Source organism: Mycolicibacterium sp. XJ1819, from assembly GCF_053483675.1.
In genome coordinates, this window is record NZ_JBEFST010000004.1 from 153,147 (window position 1) to 168,633 (window position 15,487).

The following is a 15,487-nucleotide window of genomic DNA, read 5'->3' on the forward strand; positions in this document are numbered from 1 at the left end:
GGGTTGCGCTGAGCGCGACCGCCCACGCCGAAATCGCCGAGGATCGCAGCGGTAACCTGGTCGGATGCAGGTCCTCGTCGTCGACAACTACGACAGCTTCGTGTTCAACCTGGTGCAGTACCTCGGCCAGCTCGGGGTGGACGCACAGGTGTGGCGCAACGACGACCCCCGACTGTGCACCGAAGCCGACGTCACGCGGGCGGCCGAAACCTTCGACGGCATCCTGCTCAGCCCCGGCCCCGGCACCCCGGAGCGCGCCGGCGCGTCGATCCCGCTCGTCAAGGCATGCGCGACAACGCAGACCCCACTGCTGGGCGTGTGCCTCGGGCACCAGGCCATCGGCGTGGCGTTCGGCGGCACCGTCGACCGCGCGCCCGAACTGCTGCACGGCAAAACCAGCACAGTGCATCATTCCAATACCGGTGTGCTGCAGGGGCTTCGGAATCCGTTCACGGCGACGAGGTATCACTCGCTGACCATCCTGCCCGACACGGTGCCCGCCGAGCTCGAGGTCATCGCGCGCACCCAGGGCGGCGTCATCATGGCGGTGCGGCACGTCGACCTGCCGATCCACGGCGTGCAGTTCCATCCGGAGTCGATCCTGACCGAGGGCGGCCACCGGATGCTGGCCAACTGGCTGGGGTACTGCGGCGCCGCGCCCGACGAGACGCTGGTGCGGCGACTCGAGGACGAGGTGGCCGGCGCGATCCAAGACGGCCGGGCGGCGGCTACGACGCGAAGTTCAGCGTGATCCTGCTGCCGAAGTTCACCGCCGAACCCGCCGCCGGGTTCTGACCGACCACCGCGTTGGTGCGCTGCCCGCTGTTCTGCACATCCGCCCCCTTGTCCAGCACGCCGGTCCAGCCCAGCGCCCGCAGCCGTGGTTCGGCATCGGTCCAGAACATGCCGGTGAGGTCGGGCATCACGAACTGATTGCCGCGGGACACCTGCAGCTGGATCAGGGTGTCCACCGGAACCTCTTGTCCGGCAGGCGGATTGGATCCGATCAGTTGACCCGCGGGACTGGGGCTGTCCACGTCGACCGGCACGGATTTGGTGAAGCCCGAGGCGTTGAGGATCTGCTGGGCGCTCTCCACCGTCTGCCCCTTGACGTCGGGGATGGGCAGGGTCTCGGGCCCGGCACCGAGGATGATCGTGATCTCGTTGGTGATCGCGGAGGTCTGATTGGCCGGCGGGTTGGTGCCGAGCACCTTGTCTTTCATCTCCGGCGTCGACGGTGACGACGACGGCTTGAACCTCTCGAAGCCGGCGTCGGTGAGCTTGCGCACCGCATCGGCGTAGGCCAGGCTGCGCACGTCGGGGATCTCGCGCTGTTCAGGACCGGTGGAGACGTTGATCGTGATCTCCTTGCCGGCGTCGACCGACGAATCGGCGTTCGGGTCGGTGCTGATCACATGGTCGGGGGGCACGGTGGAGTCCGGCTTCTGCAGGGTGCGGGTCTTGAATCCGCGGTTCTGCAGTTCGGCGATCGCGTCGGCGGAGGCCTGGCCGCTCACATCGGGCACCTGCACCTGGCGGGTGTCACCCCCGAACACGTTGATCGCCAGCGTCACCACCACGGTCAGCACGGCCAGCACCGCGACCGCGACCAGCCAGCGGCCCACCGAGCCGCGGCGCTCCCGCTCGGCGTACGGGGGTGCGGGGCGCTCGACCGGATCGATCTGCTCGGTGCGCTGATGCGGTGCCGCCAGCAGCGAACTGCGCTCGGCGTCGGTGAGGACCTTCGGGGCCTCCGGCGCTTCACCGCTGTGCACCCGCACCAAATCGGCGCGCATCTCCGCAGCGGTCTGATAGCGGTTGTCGGGGTTCTTGGCCAGCGCCTTGAGGACGACCGCGTCCAGCTCGGGCGGAATGTCGGGGTTGCGTTGCGACGGCGGCACCGGGTCCTCGCGGACGTGTTGGTAAGCCACCGCGACGGGCGAGTCGCCGATGAAAGGTGGTTCACCGACCAGGATTTCGTACAGCACGCAGCCCAGCGAGTAGACATCGGAGCGGGCGTCGACCTTCTCACCGCGGGCCTGTTCTGGCGAGAGGTACTGCGCGGTGCCGATCACCGCGGCGGTCTGGGTGACGCTGTTGGCGTCGGCGATCGCGCGGGCGATGCCGAAGTCCATCACCTTCACCGCGCCGGTCTTGCTGATCATGATGTTCGCCGGCTTGACGTCGCGGTGGATGATGCCGTGCTGGTGGCTGAAGTTGAGCGCCTGGCATGCGTCGGCGATGACCTCGATGGCCCGCTTCGGCGGCATCGGCCCCTCGTTGTGCACGATGTCGCGCAGCGTCACGCCGTCGACGTACTCCATCACGATGTAGGGCAGCGGTCCGGCGGGCGTCTCGGCCTCACCGGTGTCGTACACCGCGACGATCGCGGGGTGATTCAGCGCGGCCGCGTTCTGCGCCTCACGGCGGAAGCGCAGGTAGAAGCTCGGATCGCGGGCGAGGTCGGCGCGCAGCACCTTGATGGCGACGTCACGGTGCAGCCGCTGATCACGCGCGAGGTGGACCTCGGACATGCCGCCGAAGCCCAGGATCTCGCCGAGCTCATACCGATCGGAGAGGTGTTGGGGGGTGGTCATTGCAGTGTCTGTTCTGGGGTTGACTTGCGCGCGACGTCATTGCGGGTTACCCAAAATTCTTCCGCACCAAGAGCGGCACCCCCCACCCCATCTCTGCGATCGTTGGGCAGCGGCATCGCCGTCGGCGAATAGGGCGTGGTCTGGGTGATGGTGTCGGTGACGGTCGGCGGCGGCGGGACCTGGCGGTCCTTGCGGTCCTGGGCGTTGAGCACGATCAGGACCGCGATGACGATCGCCAGCGCGCCCAGCACGCCCGCGGCCCACAGCAGCGCCCGCTGACCCGAGGAGAACGTGCGGCGCGGCGGGGGAGTGCGGTGGGTGCCGGTGACGGGTCGGGCCCGGGCAGCGGTGACCGGCGCGCGTCCGGTCACGTCGGCGGCCGCGCGGGCCTGCGCGGCCGAGGGCACCGCGGTGGGGGCGGCACGTCCGATCGCGGGCGCCTGATTGGGCCGGGGCGGACGCCGGCCCGACCGCACCGCGGCCACCGCGTCGGCGAACTGGCCACCGGAGCGGTAGCGCATGCCGGGGTTCTTCACCAGGGTGATCTCGATGAGCTCACGCACGTTGGGCGGCAGGTCGGCAGGCAGCGGCGGCGGTGTCTCCTTGATGTGCTTCATCGCGACCGTGAGGGCGCCGTCGCCGGTGAACGGCCGCTTACCCGAAACCGATTCGTAGCCAACGACTCCCAGCGAGTAGACATCGCTGGCGGCGGTGGCGTCGTGACCGAGCGCCTGCTCGGGCGCGATGTACTGGGCGGTGCCCATCACCATGCCCGTCTGGGTGACGGGCGCGGCGTCGACGGCCTTGGCGATGCCGAAGTCGGTGAGCTTGACCTGGCCGGTCGGCGTGATCAGGATGTTGCCGGGTTTGACATCGCGGTGCACCAACCCGGCGCTGTGAGCGACCTGCAGGGCGCGGCCGGTCTGCTCGAGCATGTCCAGCGCGTGCCGCAGCGACAACCGTCCGGTGCGTTTGAGCACCGAGTTCAGCGGTTCGCCGTTGACGAGTTCCATCACCAGGTATGCGGTGCGGCCCTCGCCGTCCATCTCGGTCTCGCCGTAGTCGTAGACGCCGGCGATGCCCGGATGGTTGAGCATCGCGACGGTGCGGGCCTCGGCCCGGAACCGCTCGACGAACTCGGGGTCGGTGGAGTACTCGGCCTTGAGCACCTTGACCGCCACCCGCCTGCCCAACCGGGAGTCGAGGCCCTCCCAGACCTGACCCATGCCGCCGGTGGCGATGAGCCGCTGCAGCCGGTATCGGCCGGACAGCGTCACCCCCACGCGGGCGGTCATGATCCCTCCCGCAGCGCGGCGGCGATGGTGGCCCGTCCGATAGGGGCGGCCAGCGCCCCACCGGTCGCCGACAGCCGGTTGCCGCCGTTCTCCACCAAGACGGCGACGGCCACCTTGGGAGTCTGAGCGGGGGCGAAGGCGATGTACCAGGCATGCGGCGGGGTGTTGCGCGGATCGGTGCCGTGCTCCGCTGTGCCGGTCTTGGATGCGATCTGCACGCCGGCAATGGCTCCCTTCTGCTGCGTCACCTGCTCGGCGGCAACCATCAGATCCGTCAGTGTATCTGCGACCTGCTGCGACACCGCCCGGCGCTCTTCGGTCGGCGCCGTCGTGGCGATGTTGGCGAGGTCGGGTCCCTTCAGGCTATCGACCAGATACGGCCGCATGGCCACTCCGTCGTTGGCGATGGTCGCGGCGACCATGGCGTTCTGCAGCGGCGTGACCGCGACGTCCTTCTGCCCGATGCTCGACATTCCCAGCGCCGCGGCGTCGGCGATGGGCCCGACGGTGGACTCGACGACCTGCAGCGGAATCGGCGGGGGAGGGGTGTCCAGCCCGAACGCCGACGCCGTCGATTTCAGCGCGTCGGCGCCGGTGTCCAGGCCGAGTTCGACGAACGCGGTGTTGCACGACCTGGCGAAGGCCTGGCGCAGCGAGGTGCTCGGGGCGTCGCCGCAGGACGCGCCGCCGAAGTTCTCCAGCGTCGCGGTGCTGTCGGGCAGCGGGATGCGCGACTGCGACGTGAGCTGGGTGCCCGGCGTGGCCCCGCGCTGCAGCGCGGCCGCGGTGGTGACCACCTTGAACGTCGAGCCGGGCGGGTAGGTCTCCGCGATCGCACGGTTCAGCAGCGGTGACTCCGGGTTGTCACGCAGCTTCTCCCAGGTCTCGGCCTGCTCCTCGGTGTCGTGGGTGGCCAGCAGGTTGGGGTCATAGGACGGTGAGGACACCAGCGCGAGGATCTTTCCGGTGGACGGCTCGATCGCCACCACCGAGCCCTTGCACGGCCCGTCGCAGCCGTCCTCCATCGCGTCCCAGGCCGCCTGCTGCACCCGGGGGTTGATCGTGGTGTCGACGTTGCCGCCGCGCGGGTCACGGCCGGTGAAGAAGTCGGCCAACCGCCGCCCGAACAGCCGCTCGTCGGAGCCGTTGAGGATGCCGTCCTCGGCGCGCTCCAGGCCGCTACTGGAGTAGCGCAGCGAGTAGAACCCGGTGACCGGGGCGTAGACCAGCGGGTCCGGATACACCCGCAGGAAGCGGAACCGGCCCTCGGTGGACACCGAGTAGGCCAGCAGTTGTCCGCTCGCCGAGATCTGGCCCCGCTGGCGCGAATACTCGTCGAGCAGCACGCGCTGGTTGCGGGGGTCGGAGCGCAGCCCGTCGGCGGTGAAGACCTGGGTGACGGTGGCGTTGCCCAACAGCAGCACGACCAGGACCATGACCGTGACGGCGATGCGGCGCAGCGAGGTGTTCATACCTTCTCGATCACCTCGGTGCTGGCGGCCGCGATCGGCGTGGATCCCTGCGCGGTGGGGACGATCGGGCGGCGCGCGGAGTGCGAGATCCGCACCAGGATCGCCAGCAGCACGTAGTTGGCCACCAGCGACGAACCGCCGTAGGACATCCACGGTGTGGTCAGCCCGGTCAACGGAATCAGCTTCGTCACCCCGCCGACGACGATGAACAATTGGATCGCCAGCGTGGAGGCCAGGCCGGCGGCCAGCAGCTTGCCGAAGCTGTCGCGCACGGCGATCGCGGTGCGCAGGCCGCGGATGATGACGATCGTGTAGAGCATCAGCACGGCAGCCAACCCGACCAGGCCCAGTTCCTCCCCGACCGCGGCGATGATGAAGTCCGTCGACGCCGCGGGCACGGTGTCGGGCTGCCCGTTGCCCAGACCGGTGCCGAAGATGCCGCCGGTGGCGAAGCTGAACATCGACTGCACCATCTGGTAGCCGGCGCCCTCGGGGTCGGCGAACGGGTCCAGCCAGTTCTGCACCCGGATCCGGACGTGGTCGAAAACGTAATATGCCGCAACGCTTCCCGCCGCGAACAGCGTCAGGCCGATGATCACCCAACTGAACCGGTCGGTGGCCACATAGACCAGCACCAGAAACGACGCGTACAACAGCAGCGACGTGCCGAGATCCTTCTCGAAGACCATCACCGCCACCGAGGCGATCCAGGCCGCCAGCAGCGGCGCCAGGTCACGTGGCCGGGGCAGATCCATGCCGAGGACGTGCTTGCCGGCGCTGGTGAACACGCTTCGCTTGGACACCAGCACCGCGGCGAAGAAGATGAGCAACAGGATCTTGGAAAACTCGGCCGGCTGAATTGAGAAGCCGGGCAAGCGGATCCAGATCTTGGCGCCGTTCTGCTCGGAGAGCGACGCCGGCAGCAACGCGGGAATGATCAGCAGGACAAGCCCGGTCAGACCGCACACGTATCCGTAGCGCGACAGCAGCCGATGGTCTCGCAGGAAGATCACGACCAACGAGAACCCGAGCACCCCGACCAGCGTCCACAACGTCTGCTGATTGGCGGTGCCGCCCAGACCCTCGCGAACCAGTCCGTCCTGTGACAGGTCGAGACGGTGAATCATCACCAGCCCCAAGCCATTCAGCAGGGCGACCACCGGTAACAGCAGCGGGTCGGCGTAGGGCGCGAACCGCCGCACCGCCAGATGCGCACCGGTGAACAGCGCCAGGTAGGCCACCGTGTACTGGGCCAGATCCCAGCTCAGCGACTGCTCCTGATTGGCCTCGACCAGCAGCAGTGCCACCGTCGTGATGACCGCGGCGAAGCCGAGCAGAAACAGTTCGGCGTTGCGACGGGTGGGCAGCGGCGGCGTCACCGCCACCGCTGCCTGCGGCTGGGTGGTCATGACGCTTCCCGGCAGGTGATCCCCGGCTCCTGCACGGGCGGCGGTAGCGCGGTGACGGTGGGCGGCGGCGGTACGGGCGACGGCGGCGGGGGCGGCGCGGGAGACTGCGGGTCAGGCGGCGGCGCAGGGGCAGGCGAGGCCGGCGCGGGTGACGGTGCCACCGTGCGCGGCGTCTCCGGCGCGGGGGTGCGGTCACCGGGGCGTTCCGGGCCTTCGGTGTCGGACGCCGGCGGCGGGGTGCCGGGCGTATTGTTGGGCACCCCAGGGGATCTCGTCGGTGCGGGGGAGTGCGGCGCGGTGGTGCGCTCGGGCTGCGGGGGACGGCAGATCGGCAGCAGTGAGTCGCGGGCCAGCTGGTTGATCTGACCGATCGCGTCTTCCTCGGAGCCCGTCGGCAGACCGGCCATCACCTGGCGCTGTTCGGCCTGCTTGAGATCGCTGACCCGAAAAGGGGAGCAGCCGCGTGCCGGCTGGTCGGGGCCGATGAGGGTGAGTTCGTCGCGGGCAGTCAGGCAGCCCTTCCGATACGGCTCCTGCAGCGAATACCCGAGGATCGAGCCGGGCACGCCGCGCATGATCGACACGATGCCGTCGTGCGCGCTGACGTAGTAGTTGCTGCGCACGATCTCGCGCCCGATCGCCAGGCCGGCCAGCAGCACCAGAACCAGAAGCACCGCGGCGATGATGATGCGGCGGCGCGACCGAGTCGGCGGCGCAGGGTCTTCCGGTTCCGGCAGCGCGCGCTTGACCTCGTTGCGCCGCGGGTTGAATGCCGACGCGCGGCCCGCCGAGGTGTTGGGCGGGGCGACCTGCCCGTCCTCTCCGGACACGGCGCCGGCGATGATGGGTTGGGTTTGGCCGTAGTCGTAGTCGACGACGTCGGCGACCACCACGGTGACGTTGTCGGGGCCGCCGCCGCGAAGCGCCAGTTCGATCAGCCGGTCGGCGCTCTCGCCGACGTCGGGAATCTGCAGCGCCTCGAGGATGGTGTCCTGGCTGACGGGGTCCGACAGACCGTCCGAGCACAACAGGTAGCGGTCGCCGGCGCGGGCCTCGCGCACGATCAGCGTGGGTTCGACCTCGTGGCCGGTGAGCGCACGCATGATCAGCGAGCGCTGCGGGTGGCTGTGGGCCTCCTCGGCGGTGATGCGGCCCTCGTCGACGAGGGTCTGGACGAAGGTGTCGTCCTTGGTGATCTGGGTCAACTCGCCGTCGCGCAGCAGGTAGCCCCGCGAGTCCCCGATGTGCACGAGCCCAAGTCGGTTGCCCGCGAACAGGATCGCGGTCAGCGTGGTGCCCATGCCTTCGAGTTCGGGGTCGGCCTCGACGTGCGCGGCGATCGCGGCGTTGCCCTCGCGCACCGCGGCGTCGAGCTGGCTGAGCAGGTCGCCGCCCGGCTCGTCGTCGTCGAGATGGGCCAGCGCGGCGATGACCAGTTGAGAGGCCACCTCGCCTGCGGCGTGGCCGCCCATGCCGTCGGCGAGCGCGAGCAGCCGGGCCCCCGCGTACACGGAGTCCTCGTTGTTGGCTCGGACCAGGCCGCGGTCACTGCGCGCGGCGTAACGAAGCACGAGGGCCATTACGCTGTCCCCCTGGCCTTTCGGCCGGGGGTGCGCCTGCGCGTGCGCGCGATCATGGGCGCAACTCGATCACTGTCTTGCCGATCCGCACCGGGGTGCCGATTGGAACGCGTACCGCCGTCGTCACCTTCGCCCTGTCGAGGTATGTGCCGTTGGTCGATCCTAGATCTTCGACGTACCACTCCGACCCACGAGGCGAGAGCCTGGCATGCCGGGTGGACGCGTAATCGTCGGTGAGCACCAGCGTCGAGTCGTCGGCGCGGCCGATCAGCACGGGCTGGCTACCCAACGTGATGCGCGTGCCCGACAGCGCACCCTCGGTCACCACCAGTTGCCGCGCCACGTGCCGGCGGCCCCGGTTGGGCAGCAGGGAGCCGCGCAGCGGCAGTCCGCGACGGACCATGACGGCACCGGTGGGTGCGTAGATATCGGTCCGCAGAATCCGTAGCACCGACCAGATGAACAGCCACAGCAGCAGCAGAAAACCGACGCGCGTCAGTTGCAGTACCAGACCCTGCATCTGACGTCCTCTCCGTCCCCGTCCCATCCACGATGTGTAGGCAACACAGTGAACTCGCTACCTTAAGCAACGTCACGATACTTGGGCGGCCAACGACACGAGGCTGAAGCGAACGCTCCCGAGCCCGAAACCGGCCGATTCCTCAGCTTTTCGTAGCTTTTCGGTCGTTGCTCAGTGGACCCGGACGATGATCTCGGAGTGGCCGACGCGGATGACGTCACCGTCGGCGAGCTGCCACTCCTGGACCGGCGCGTTGTTGACCGTGGTGCCGTTGGTGGAATTGAGGTCCTGCAGCAACGCCACCTGACCGTCCCAGCGGATCTCCAGATGCCTGCGGGAGACCCCGGTGTCCGGCAGGCGGAACTGCGCGTCCTGGCCACGCCCGATGATGTTGGCGCCCTCGCGGAGCTGGTAGGTGCGGCCGCTGCCGTCGTCGAGTTGCAGCGTGACGGTGGCGCCGCCGGCCGCGTAGTCCCCGCCGCCGTAGCCGTATCCGCCCTGCTGGCCGTAGTCGTAGCCGGCGGCGGGCTCGCCGTAACCGGGCTCGGCGTAGCCGGCGCCCGCCGGTTCGCCGTAGCGGCCGTAGTCGGCCTGCGGCGGGTAGCCCTGGTCCTGGCGGCCGTAGGCCTGCCCGCCGTAGCCGCCCTGGTCGGGATAGCCGCCCTGGTCCGGGTAGCCGCCCTGGTCGGGGTATGCGGGGCGCGGTTCGGGACGTCCGTAACCGCCGTCGTCGGGACGGCCCGGCGGGCGACCGTAGTCGTAGTCACCCTGCGGGGCGCCGTAGCCGGGCTGACCGCCCTGCGGGGGGCCGTAGCCGCCGGGGGCCGGCCGGTAACCCTGGTCGGGGTAGCCGGGCGCGGGAGGCGGGCCACCGTATCCGGGCGGTGGGCGCTGCTCGTAGGACGGCGGGGGATAGCCCTGGTCGGGATAGCCGCCCTGGTCCGGATAACCGCCCTGGTCGGGGTAACCACCCGGACGCGGCGGGGGCGGCGGATAGCCGCCCTGGTCCGGTGGCGGGGGGTACGGGGCGCGGGGGTCGGCGGCGCCTCGGTCGTCGGGCGGTGGGCCGTAGCGGTCGTCCTGAGGGCGGTCCTGGGGATGTCCGGGGGGACCGTCTTGGGGACGGTCGTAGTACTCGTCGGCGGGCCGCCCCGGTCCCTGGCCGCCGCGGTAGGTCGGATTGTCGCTCATCGGTACTCCTGATTCTGCGTTGGACGAGAGTTCTCCAGGTGGGGCGGGGTCACCCGTGGTCGAGTCGGGATTGACGGCGCCTCGCGCGCGAAACTGGCCGGTGTGCAGGCTGGATGACTGCTCGAACCTGACGACCACATCACCATACGTTTGCCACCCCTGCTCATGGATGTAACCCTCCAAGTGCTTGGCGAACGTCGCCGATGTGAGGTCCGGGTCGGCGCTCACTTTCTGATAGTCAGGCACACTGAGGGTAATGACGTAGACGTTCGGCGCCAAAATGTGGCCGCCGAGCATTTCCCGTGCACCGGTGTCGGCTTCCCGGCGAAGCATCGCTTCAACCTCTTGCGGGACGATCGATCCGCCGAAGACCCGGGCGAAGGCGTCGCCGACGGTGGCTTCCAGCTTGCGTTCGATGCGGTCGACTAGACCCATGTCACCGCCCGCCTCGCTTGTCGTTATCCGTCGGCAATTCGTCTGCTGCCGGGCAGCCGCGTGTCGCCTGGCCACATACTTGATTGCATGGTATCGGCCCAGCGCAGCGGCGCGGGACCTACAGAACTCTGAGAATCGGATCGCGGCAGGTCAAGGCGCCGATCTTGGACTCGCGAGACCGGGCTGGCGGGCCGGTGCCGCGGGTCGGTACGGTTGGGGAGCGGGCCGCCGTGCGTGATAGGCTCCCGCGGTTGTTGGGGCGAGTGGCGGAATGGCAGACGCGCTGGCTTCAGGTGCCAGTGTCCTTCGGGACGTGGGGGTTCAAGTCCCCCTTCGCCCACAATCGACGATTTCGGCGTGATTACCTGCGACCCGCGCAGGTTTTCACGCCCGAATCGCCACTGCCGAACGGTATGCCTGAGCCGAAAGTTCAGGCGGCACGGTAACTTTGCCAAGATGCGGCGTGCACTTTTAGCCCTGGTTATTGCGGTGATGCTGCCGTTGGCGGCATGCACCTCTGTTGTCGACGGCACCCCGACGAAGCCCGTCGGCGCGGCGGCGGTGATCGACTTCGACCAACTCGACGTGGGGCCGTACCCCACCTCGCCGCGCGAGCCGCTGGGGGTGGCTGGCAATGCGCGGGCCGGCCGCATCCTCGAGGCGCAGCGGATGGCCAACCACGTCGTCGGCCCGTGGGAGGTCGACTCGGCGCTCACCGAATCGTTCGGGTTCGGCGCCCTCGCGCTGCCCGCGCCCGAGGCGATGCTGCTGATCGGACCGGTGCAACTGGGCGCGGTGGCCGCCCGACACAACTTCATCAACGGCTTCGCCTCGGCGCGCACCCAGAAGAACAAGAAGCTGTTGATGAACGCGGTGCTGCGATTCCCCGACGACGCCACCGCGAAATCCGCCGCGACCGCCTTCGGCGAGACCGCGATGCGCCAGCGCGGGGCGGACGGGCCCGCGCAGGAGACCGAGATCCCCGGCCACGCCGAGGCCAGGGCCAGCGCCTACACCGCGACCGACCGCACGGCGGGCAAATTCTTCGCCGCGCGCTCGTTCATCGCCCACGGGCCCTACGTGTTGATGCAGCAGGCGCAGTCGACCGACCGGCCGGAAACCGCCACGGAGTTGATCGCGAAGACCATCGATCTACAGGGGCCGATGATCGGCGACTTCCGCGCGACCGACCCCGCCGAGTTCTCCGACATCAGCATCGACCCGACCGGCCTGCTGGCACGCACCATCCCGATGGACGGCCGCGAAGCCACCGTCACCCAGAACACCACCTACGAGCGGCAGGGCGCGCTGCACTTCCAGAGCGACCCGGCGCGCTCGGCAAAGTTGTTCTCCGCCACCGGAACCGACGTGGTGGCCATGGCGCGCACAAACGTCTACGAGGCCGATGACGCCGAGGCGGCGCTCGACATCGTCGAGGAGTTCAACGCCGAGGTCGAACCGGACGCGACGCCGGCCACGCCGGTGCGCAACATGCCCGACAGCCGCTGCCTGCGCCTGCAGGAGGGCGGCTTCTACTGCCTGGTGACCGCGGATCGCTACGCCGTCGAGACCAGCGCGCCGACGCTGTTGGGCGCCCAGCAGTTGGCGGCCGCGCAGTACGTCATGTTGATGAGCTAGCCACAGCCCGGGCTGCGCCGAGACGACGCCGACCTGACAGGATCTGTGACCGTGGGTAAGAACGAGCGGGCGAAGATCGTCATGTCCGATGAGGAGATCGCCGAATTCATCGAACGCAGCCGGACCGCGACGCTGGCGACCGTGCTGCCCGACGGGCGGCCGCACCTGGTCGCGATGTGGTATGCGGTGCTCGACGGCGAGATCTGGTTCGAGACCAAGGCCAAATCGCAGAAGGCGGTCAACCTGCGTCGCAACCCGACGGTCACCGTGATGGTCGAGGACGGGCACACCTACGACACCCTGCGCGGGGTGTCGATCGACGGCCGGGCCGAAATCGTCGACGACCCGGACACCACACTGCGCGTGGGCATCAACGTCTGGGAGCGCTACACCGGACCCTATTCCGACGACATGCGGCCGTTCGTCGACCAGATGATGCGCAACCGGATCTGCGTGCGGGTGGTGCCGCTGCGCACCCGCAGCTGGGATCACCGCAAGCTGGGCATGCCCGAGATGCCCCTCGGCGGCAGCACCGCGAAGTACCTGGAGGCGTGATGGATCCCAGCAAGCGGCCCGAGCAGCTCAACTCGCCGTGGGTCACCACGATGATGAAGTACGCGAGCAAGGCCCACACTTGGCTGTACCGCCGCTCCGGCGGCAGGATCGGCGCCAACTGGCGCGTCGGCGCCGGCCTGCGCAAACCGGTGCCCACGCTGCTGCTCGAACACACCGGGCGTAAGTCCGGCCGACGACTGGTCGCGCCGCTGGTGTACATCGAAGACGGCCAGGACATCGTCGTGGTGGCGTCTCAGGGCGGCCGCGACGATCACCCGCAGTGGTACCGCAACCTGGTGGCCAACCCCGACGCCCACGTCGAGATCGGGAAGGACCGCAAACCCGTGCGGGCGCAGACCGCTTCGGCCGAGGAGCGGACCCGGCTGTGGCCCAAGCTGGTCGAGGCCTACGCCGACTTCGACACCTATCAGAGCTGGGCCGACCGCGAGATTCCCGTGGTCATCCTCAAACCCCGCTGACGCCGCACTGCGACCTAGCTCACATTGAGTTCGGCCCTCCCCGCGCGACGGGTAGCCAGTCGGCAGGTGCACCCAAGCGCCGACCATCCGTCAACGCTGAAGGGGCGAATATCGATGACGACCACTACCCACACCGAAACAACCTTGCTCGCGCAGTTGCGCGCGATCCTGGACCTCACCCACACCGAGATTCAGGTCGCCGAGACGCGGGTGACGCAGGCCCGCACCGAGGCGGTGCGCCGTGAACTGTTGCAGAACGCCGAGCACGGCCGCATCCGCGCCGAGGCGATCGAGAAGGCGATCCGCGATCTCGGCGGCTTCCCCGACACCGTGGGCCCGCTGCTGGGCCGGGCCGCCGCCGCGGTCAAGGCGCTGGCCGAACAGGCCCAGCCGTTCGACGAGGCCCTGCTGGGCGATCTGGCGCTGGAAAATCAGTTGCTCGACCGCGCCCGCTACATCAAGGCGCTCGCGGTCTCGGCGAAGCGCAAGGACATCGAGGACCTGGCCGAGCGCCTGAACACCGCGCATTCGGCGACGGTGACCTGGCTGACGACCGTGCTGGCCGAGGACGCCCTCGGCGGTCCGGCCGCGCTGCAGCGCACGCCGTTGCAGGCCGCGGCGGGCACCGCGGTCAAGCTGGCGTACATGCCGGGGCAGTGGTCGGCGCAGTCCGTCGAGCGGGTCGCCGACCTGGTCCGCTCCGCCGGCCCGGCCGTCGACGACTTGATCCGCCGTGCCCAGCACGCCGGTGAGGTCGCGCTCAAGGCGCTGGGCGCCTCCCGCGATGCGGCGCTGCAGAGCGCCGAGTCGGTGGCCCGCAACGAGGGCGCCGAGCAGACGGCCGATGCGCTGCACAGGGCGCGCGCCGCGGGCGGTGTGCTCGACGCCGACGAGCTGGCGATCCCGGATTACGACGAGCTCAACCTCACCGAGGCCGTCGCCGCGGTCAAGGAGCTCGAGGACCCGGCCGACATCCGGGCGATCATCGCCTACGAGGAGATGCACAAGAACCGGCAGCGGTTGGTGTCGGCCGCGCAGACGCGCATCGCCGAGATCGCCCAGGAGGTCGTCGGCATCAGCTGACCTCCACCGGCACGAAGCACCCCGCGGCCCACGTCGCGGGGTGCTCGCTTTTTCGGTCAGCCGCGGTACGGCGGGTCGAAGCCCGGATTGGACAGCGCGGTGGCCACGCCGCTGCCGATCGGCCCGTATTCGTCGACGATGGCCGCGGTGCCGGTGGCCACCCCGTCATGGCTGTAGTGCGTCAGCGCCGCCAGCCCCAGGTAGGCGCCCTTGGGCAGCCGCGCCAGCGTCAACGTGTAGTCGGCGTTGATGAACTGCAACCCGCTGGGCCCGAAATGGGTCAGCGAACTGACCATGTCGCCGACCATCGCCGCCCGGGTGAACGCGCTGAGTTGCGCGCCCTCCACGAGCGGGCGCACATCGCGGGACCAGACGTGCTTGGGTCCGGAATGGCGCCAGCCGCCCAACCCGAAGCCGTCGTCGGGGTCGTGGGACTCGGCGCCGTAGGTCCACACCAAAAACGGCAGGCCCCGCGGGACCGGGTCGGGCATCGGCGGCAGCGGGGGCATGGTCACCGGCGAGGTCCAGATCGTGTCGGCCGGCTGCTCACCGCGGCGCAGGAACAGCGCGTTGGCGCGGGCCACCACGGTGTCGTCCTGGGTCATCACCGCGTCGGCGAGCCGGAGCCGCCGGCCCGAGCGCACGACGGTCGTCTCCACCCGCACCGGGGCGAGCGCAGCGGGCCGGAACAAGTCGACGGTCAACCGGGCGGGCTGGAAGTCGGGGTCGCCGGCGTCGCGTTCGAGCACGTGCCCGAGCAGCCCTCCGACGAAGTTGCCGCTGATCGTCTGACCCCACGGCCCCCGCGTGACGGGCTTGGGGACGAACGCGTCGCCGTCGGTGTCGAAACTTGCCGTCGCCATCGCGACGACGATAGCTGGCCAGGCGTTCTAGCGATTCGCCAGCCAGGCCTTGACGTCGTCGGACACCGGGTCGACGTCGGAGGCCAGTTCCTGATGCTTCTCGGTGTAGTTCGCCACCATCTCGCAGACCGGCACGATCCGCAGGCCGGCGCCGCGGGTCTGTCGCAGCGCGTCGCCGATCAGGATCGTCGCCAGCCCCCGACCCTGAAACTCCTCATCGACCTCGGTGTGCGGAAAGATCCGCTGGCCGCCCCGGTCGACGATCTCGGTGAAGCCCGCGAGCTTCCCGTCGACCGAGATGGTGAAGCGGTCGGACTCCTGGGTGACGGTGGTCGGCGCGCCGGTCTTGTCGGTGGTGGTCATCCTTCAG

At 69.4% G+C, this 15,487-nt stretch carries 14 protein-coding genes and 1 tRNA gene; 6 read left to right on the forward strand and 9 right to left on the reverse strand.

What is annotated here, in order from left to right; all coding sequences use genetic code 11:
• Window positions 1-64 precede the first annotated feature (64 nt).
• The gene (locus tag ABQE89_RS05950) at window positions 65-751 is read left to right on the forward strand and encodes an aminodeoxychorismate/anthranilate synthase component II (protein WP_448415090.1); all 687 of its coding nucleotides are present in this window, start codon (window positions 65-67) and stop codon (window positions 749-751) included.
• Here ABQE89_RS05950 and pknB read toward each other — a convergent pair.
• From pknB to ABQE89_RS05985, 7 genes are all read right to left on the reverse strand, one after another.
• Window positions 729-2,597: a Stk1 family PASTA domain-containing Ser/Thr kinase gene (gene pknB / locus ABQE89_RS05955; RefSeq protein WP_448415092.1), complete on the reverse strand. Its 1,869-nt coding sequence runs from the start codon at window positions 2,595-2,597 to the stop codon at window positions 729-731. The genes ABQE89_RS05950 and pknB overlap by 23 nt on opposite strands.
• Window positions 2,594-3,892: a protein kinase domain-containing protein gene (locus tag ABQE89_RS05960; RefSeq protein WP_448415094.1), complete on the reverse strand. Its 1,299-nt coding sequence runs from the start codon at window positions 3,890-3,892 to the stop codon at window positions 2,594-2,596. The genes pknB and ABQE89_RS05960 overlap by 4 nt, the downstream gene beginning before the upstream one ends.
• On the reverse strand, window positions 3,889-5,364 hold the full coding sequence (gene pbpA / locus ABQE89_RS05965; RefSeq protein WP_448415096.1) for a D,D-transpeptidase PbpA: 1,476 nt from the start codon (window positions 5,362-5,364) through the stop codon (window positions 3,889-3,891). The genes ABQE89_RS05960 and pbpA overlap by 4 nt, the downstream gene beginning before the upstream one ends.
• Window positions 5,361-6,773 carry a peptidoglycan glycosyltransferase RodA gene (locus ABQE89_RS05970; RefSeq protein WP_448415098.1) on the reverse strand — a complete coding sequence of 471 codons (1,413 nt, stop codon included), beginning with the start codon at window positions 6,771-6,773 and terminating at the stop codon, window positions 5,361-5,363. The genes pbpA and ABQE89_RS05970 overlap by 4 nt, the downstream gene beginning before the upstream one ends.
• Window positions 6,770-8,353, reverse strand: coding sequence for a PP2C family protein-serine/threonine phosphatase (locus tag ABQE89_RS05975; protein ID WP_448415100.1), 1,584 nt, complete (start codon window positions 8,351-8,353; stop codon window positions 6,770-6,772). The genes ABQE89_RS05970 and ABQE89_RS05975 overlap by 4 nt, the downstream gene beginning before the upstream one ends.
• Window positions 8,354-8,405: 52 nt before the next feature.
• Window positions 8,406-8,873, reverse strand: coding sequence for an FHA domain-containing protein FhaB/FipA (locus tag ABQE89_RS05980; protein WP_448415102.1), 468 nt, complete (start codon window positions 8,871-8,873; stop codon window positions 8,406-8,408).
• Between the two features lie 171 nt (window positions 8,874-9,044).
• Window positions 9,045-10,499, reverse strand: a complete 1,455-nt coding sequence (locus ABQE89_RS05985; RefSeq protein WP_448415104.1) for an FHA domain-containing protein — start codon at window positions 10,497-10,499, stop codon at window positions 9,045-9,047.
• Window positions 10,500-10,756: 257 nt separating this feature from the next.
• Here ABQE89_RS05985 and ABQE89_RS05990 point away from each other — a divergent pair.
• The 5 genes from ABQE89_RS05990 (at window position 10,757) to ABQE89_RS06010 (ending at window position 14,254) form a co-directional block, all read left to right on the forward strand.
• Window positions 10,757-10,839: transfer RNA gene (locus ABQE89_RS05990), tRNA-Leu, on the forward strand.
• 116 nt (window positions 10,840-10,955) lie between these two features.
• Entirely contained in the window at window positions 10,956-12,137 is a 1,182-nt protein-coding gene (locus ABQE89_RS05995; RefSeq protein WP_448415106.1) for a DUF7373 family lipoprotein, read from the forward strand.
• Window positions 12,138-12,188: 51 nt separating this feature from the next.
• The gene (locus ABQE89_RS06000) at window positions 12,189-12,692 is read left to right on the forward strand and encodes a pyridoxamine 5'-phosphate oxidase family protein (protein ID WP_448415107.1); all 504 of its coding nucleotides are present in this window, start codon (window positions 12,189-12,191) and stop codon (window positions 12,690-12,692) included.
• Complete coding sequence (locus tag ABQE89_RS06005; RefSeq protein WP_448415109.1) at window positions 12,692-13,171, forward strand: nitroreductase family deazaflavin-dependent oxidoreductase; 480 nt, start codon at window positions 12,692-12,694, stop codon at window positions 13,169-13,171. Before ABQE89_RS06000 ends, ABQE89_RS06005 begins: the two co-directional genes overlap by 1 nt.
• Before the next feature lie 114 nt (window positions 13,172-13,285).
• Window positions 13,286-14,254: a coiled-coil domain-containing protein gene (locus ABQE89_RS06010; RefSeq protein WP_448415111.1), complete on the forward strand. Its 969-nt coding sequence runs from the start codon at window positions 13,286-13,288 to the stop codon at window positions 14,252-14,254.
• Window positions 14,255-14,310: 56 nt separating this feature from the next.
• Here the strand turns inward: ABQE89_RS06010 and ABQE89_RS06015 are convergent, their stop codons facing one another.
• Both ABQE89_RS06015 and ABQE89_RS06020 read right to left on the reverse strand, forming a co-directional pair.
• The gene (locus tag ABQE89_RS06015; protein ID WP_448415112.1) at window positions 14,311-15,117 is read right to left on the reverse strand and encodes a thioesterase family protein; all 807 of its coding nucleotides are present in this window, start codon (window positions 15,115-15,117) and stop codon (window positions 14,311-14,313) included.
• A gap of 27 nt (window positions 15,118-15,144) precedes the next feature.
• A complete protein-coding gene (locus ABQE89_RS06020; protein ID WP_448415114.1) occupies window positions 15,145-15,480 on the reverse strand; it encodes a GNAT family N-acetyltransferase in 336 nt (111 codons plus the stop codon).
• Window positions 15,481-15,487: the final 7 nt, after the last annotated feature.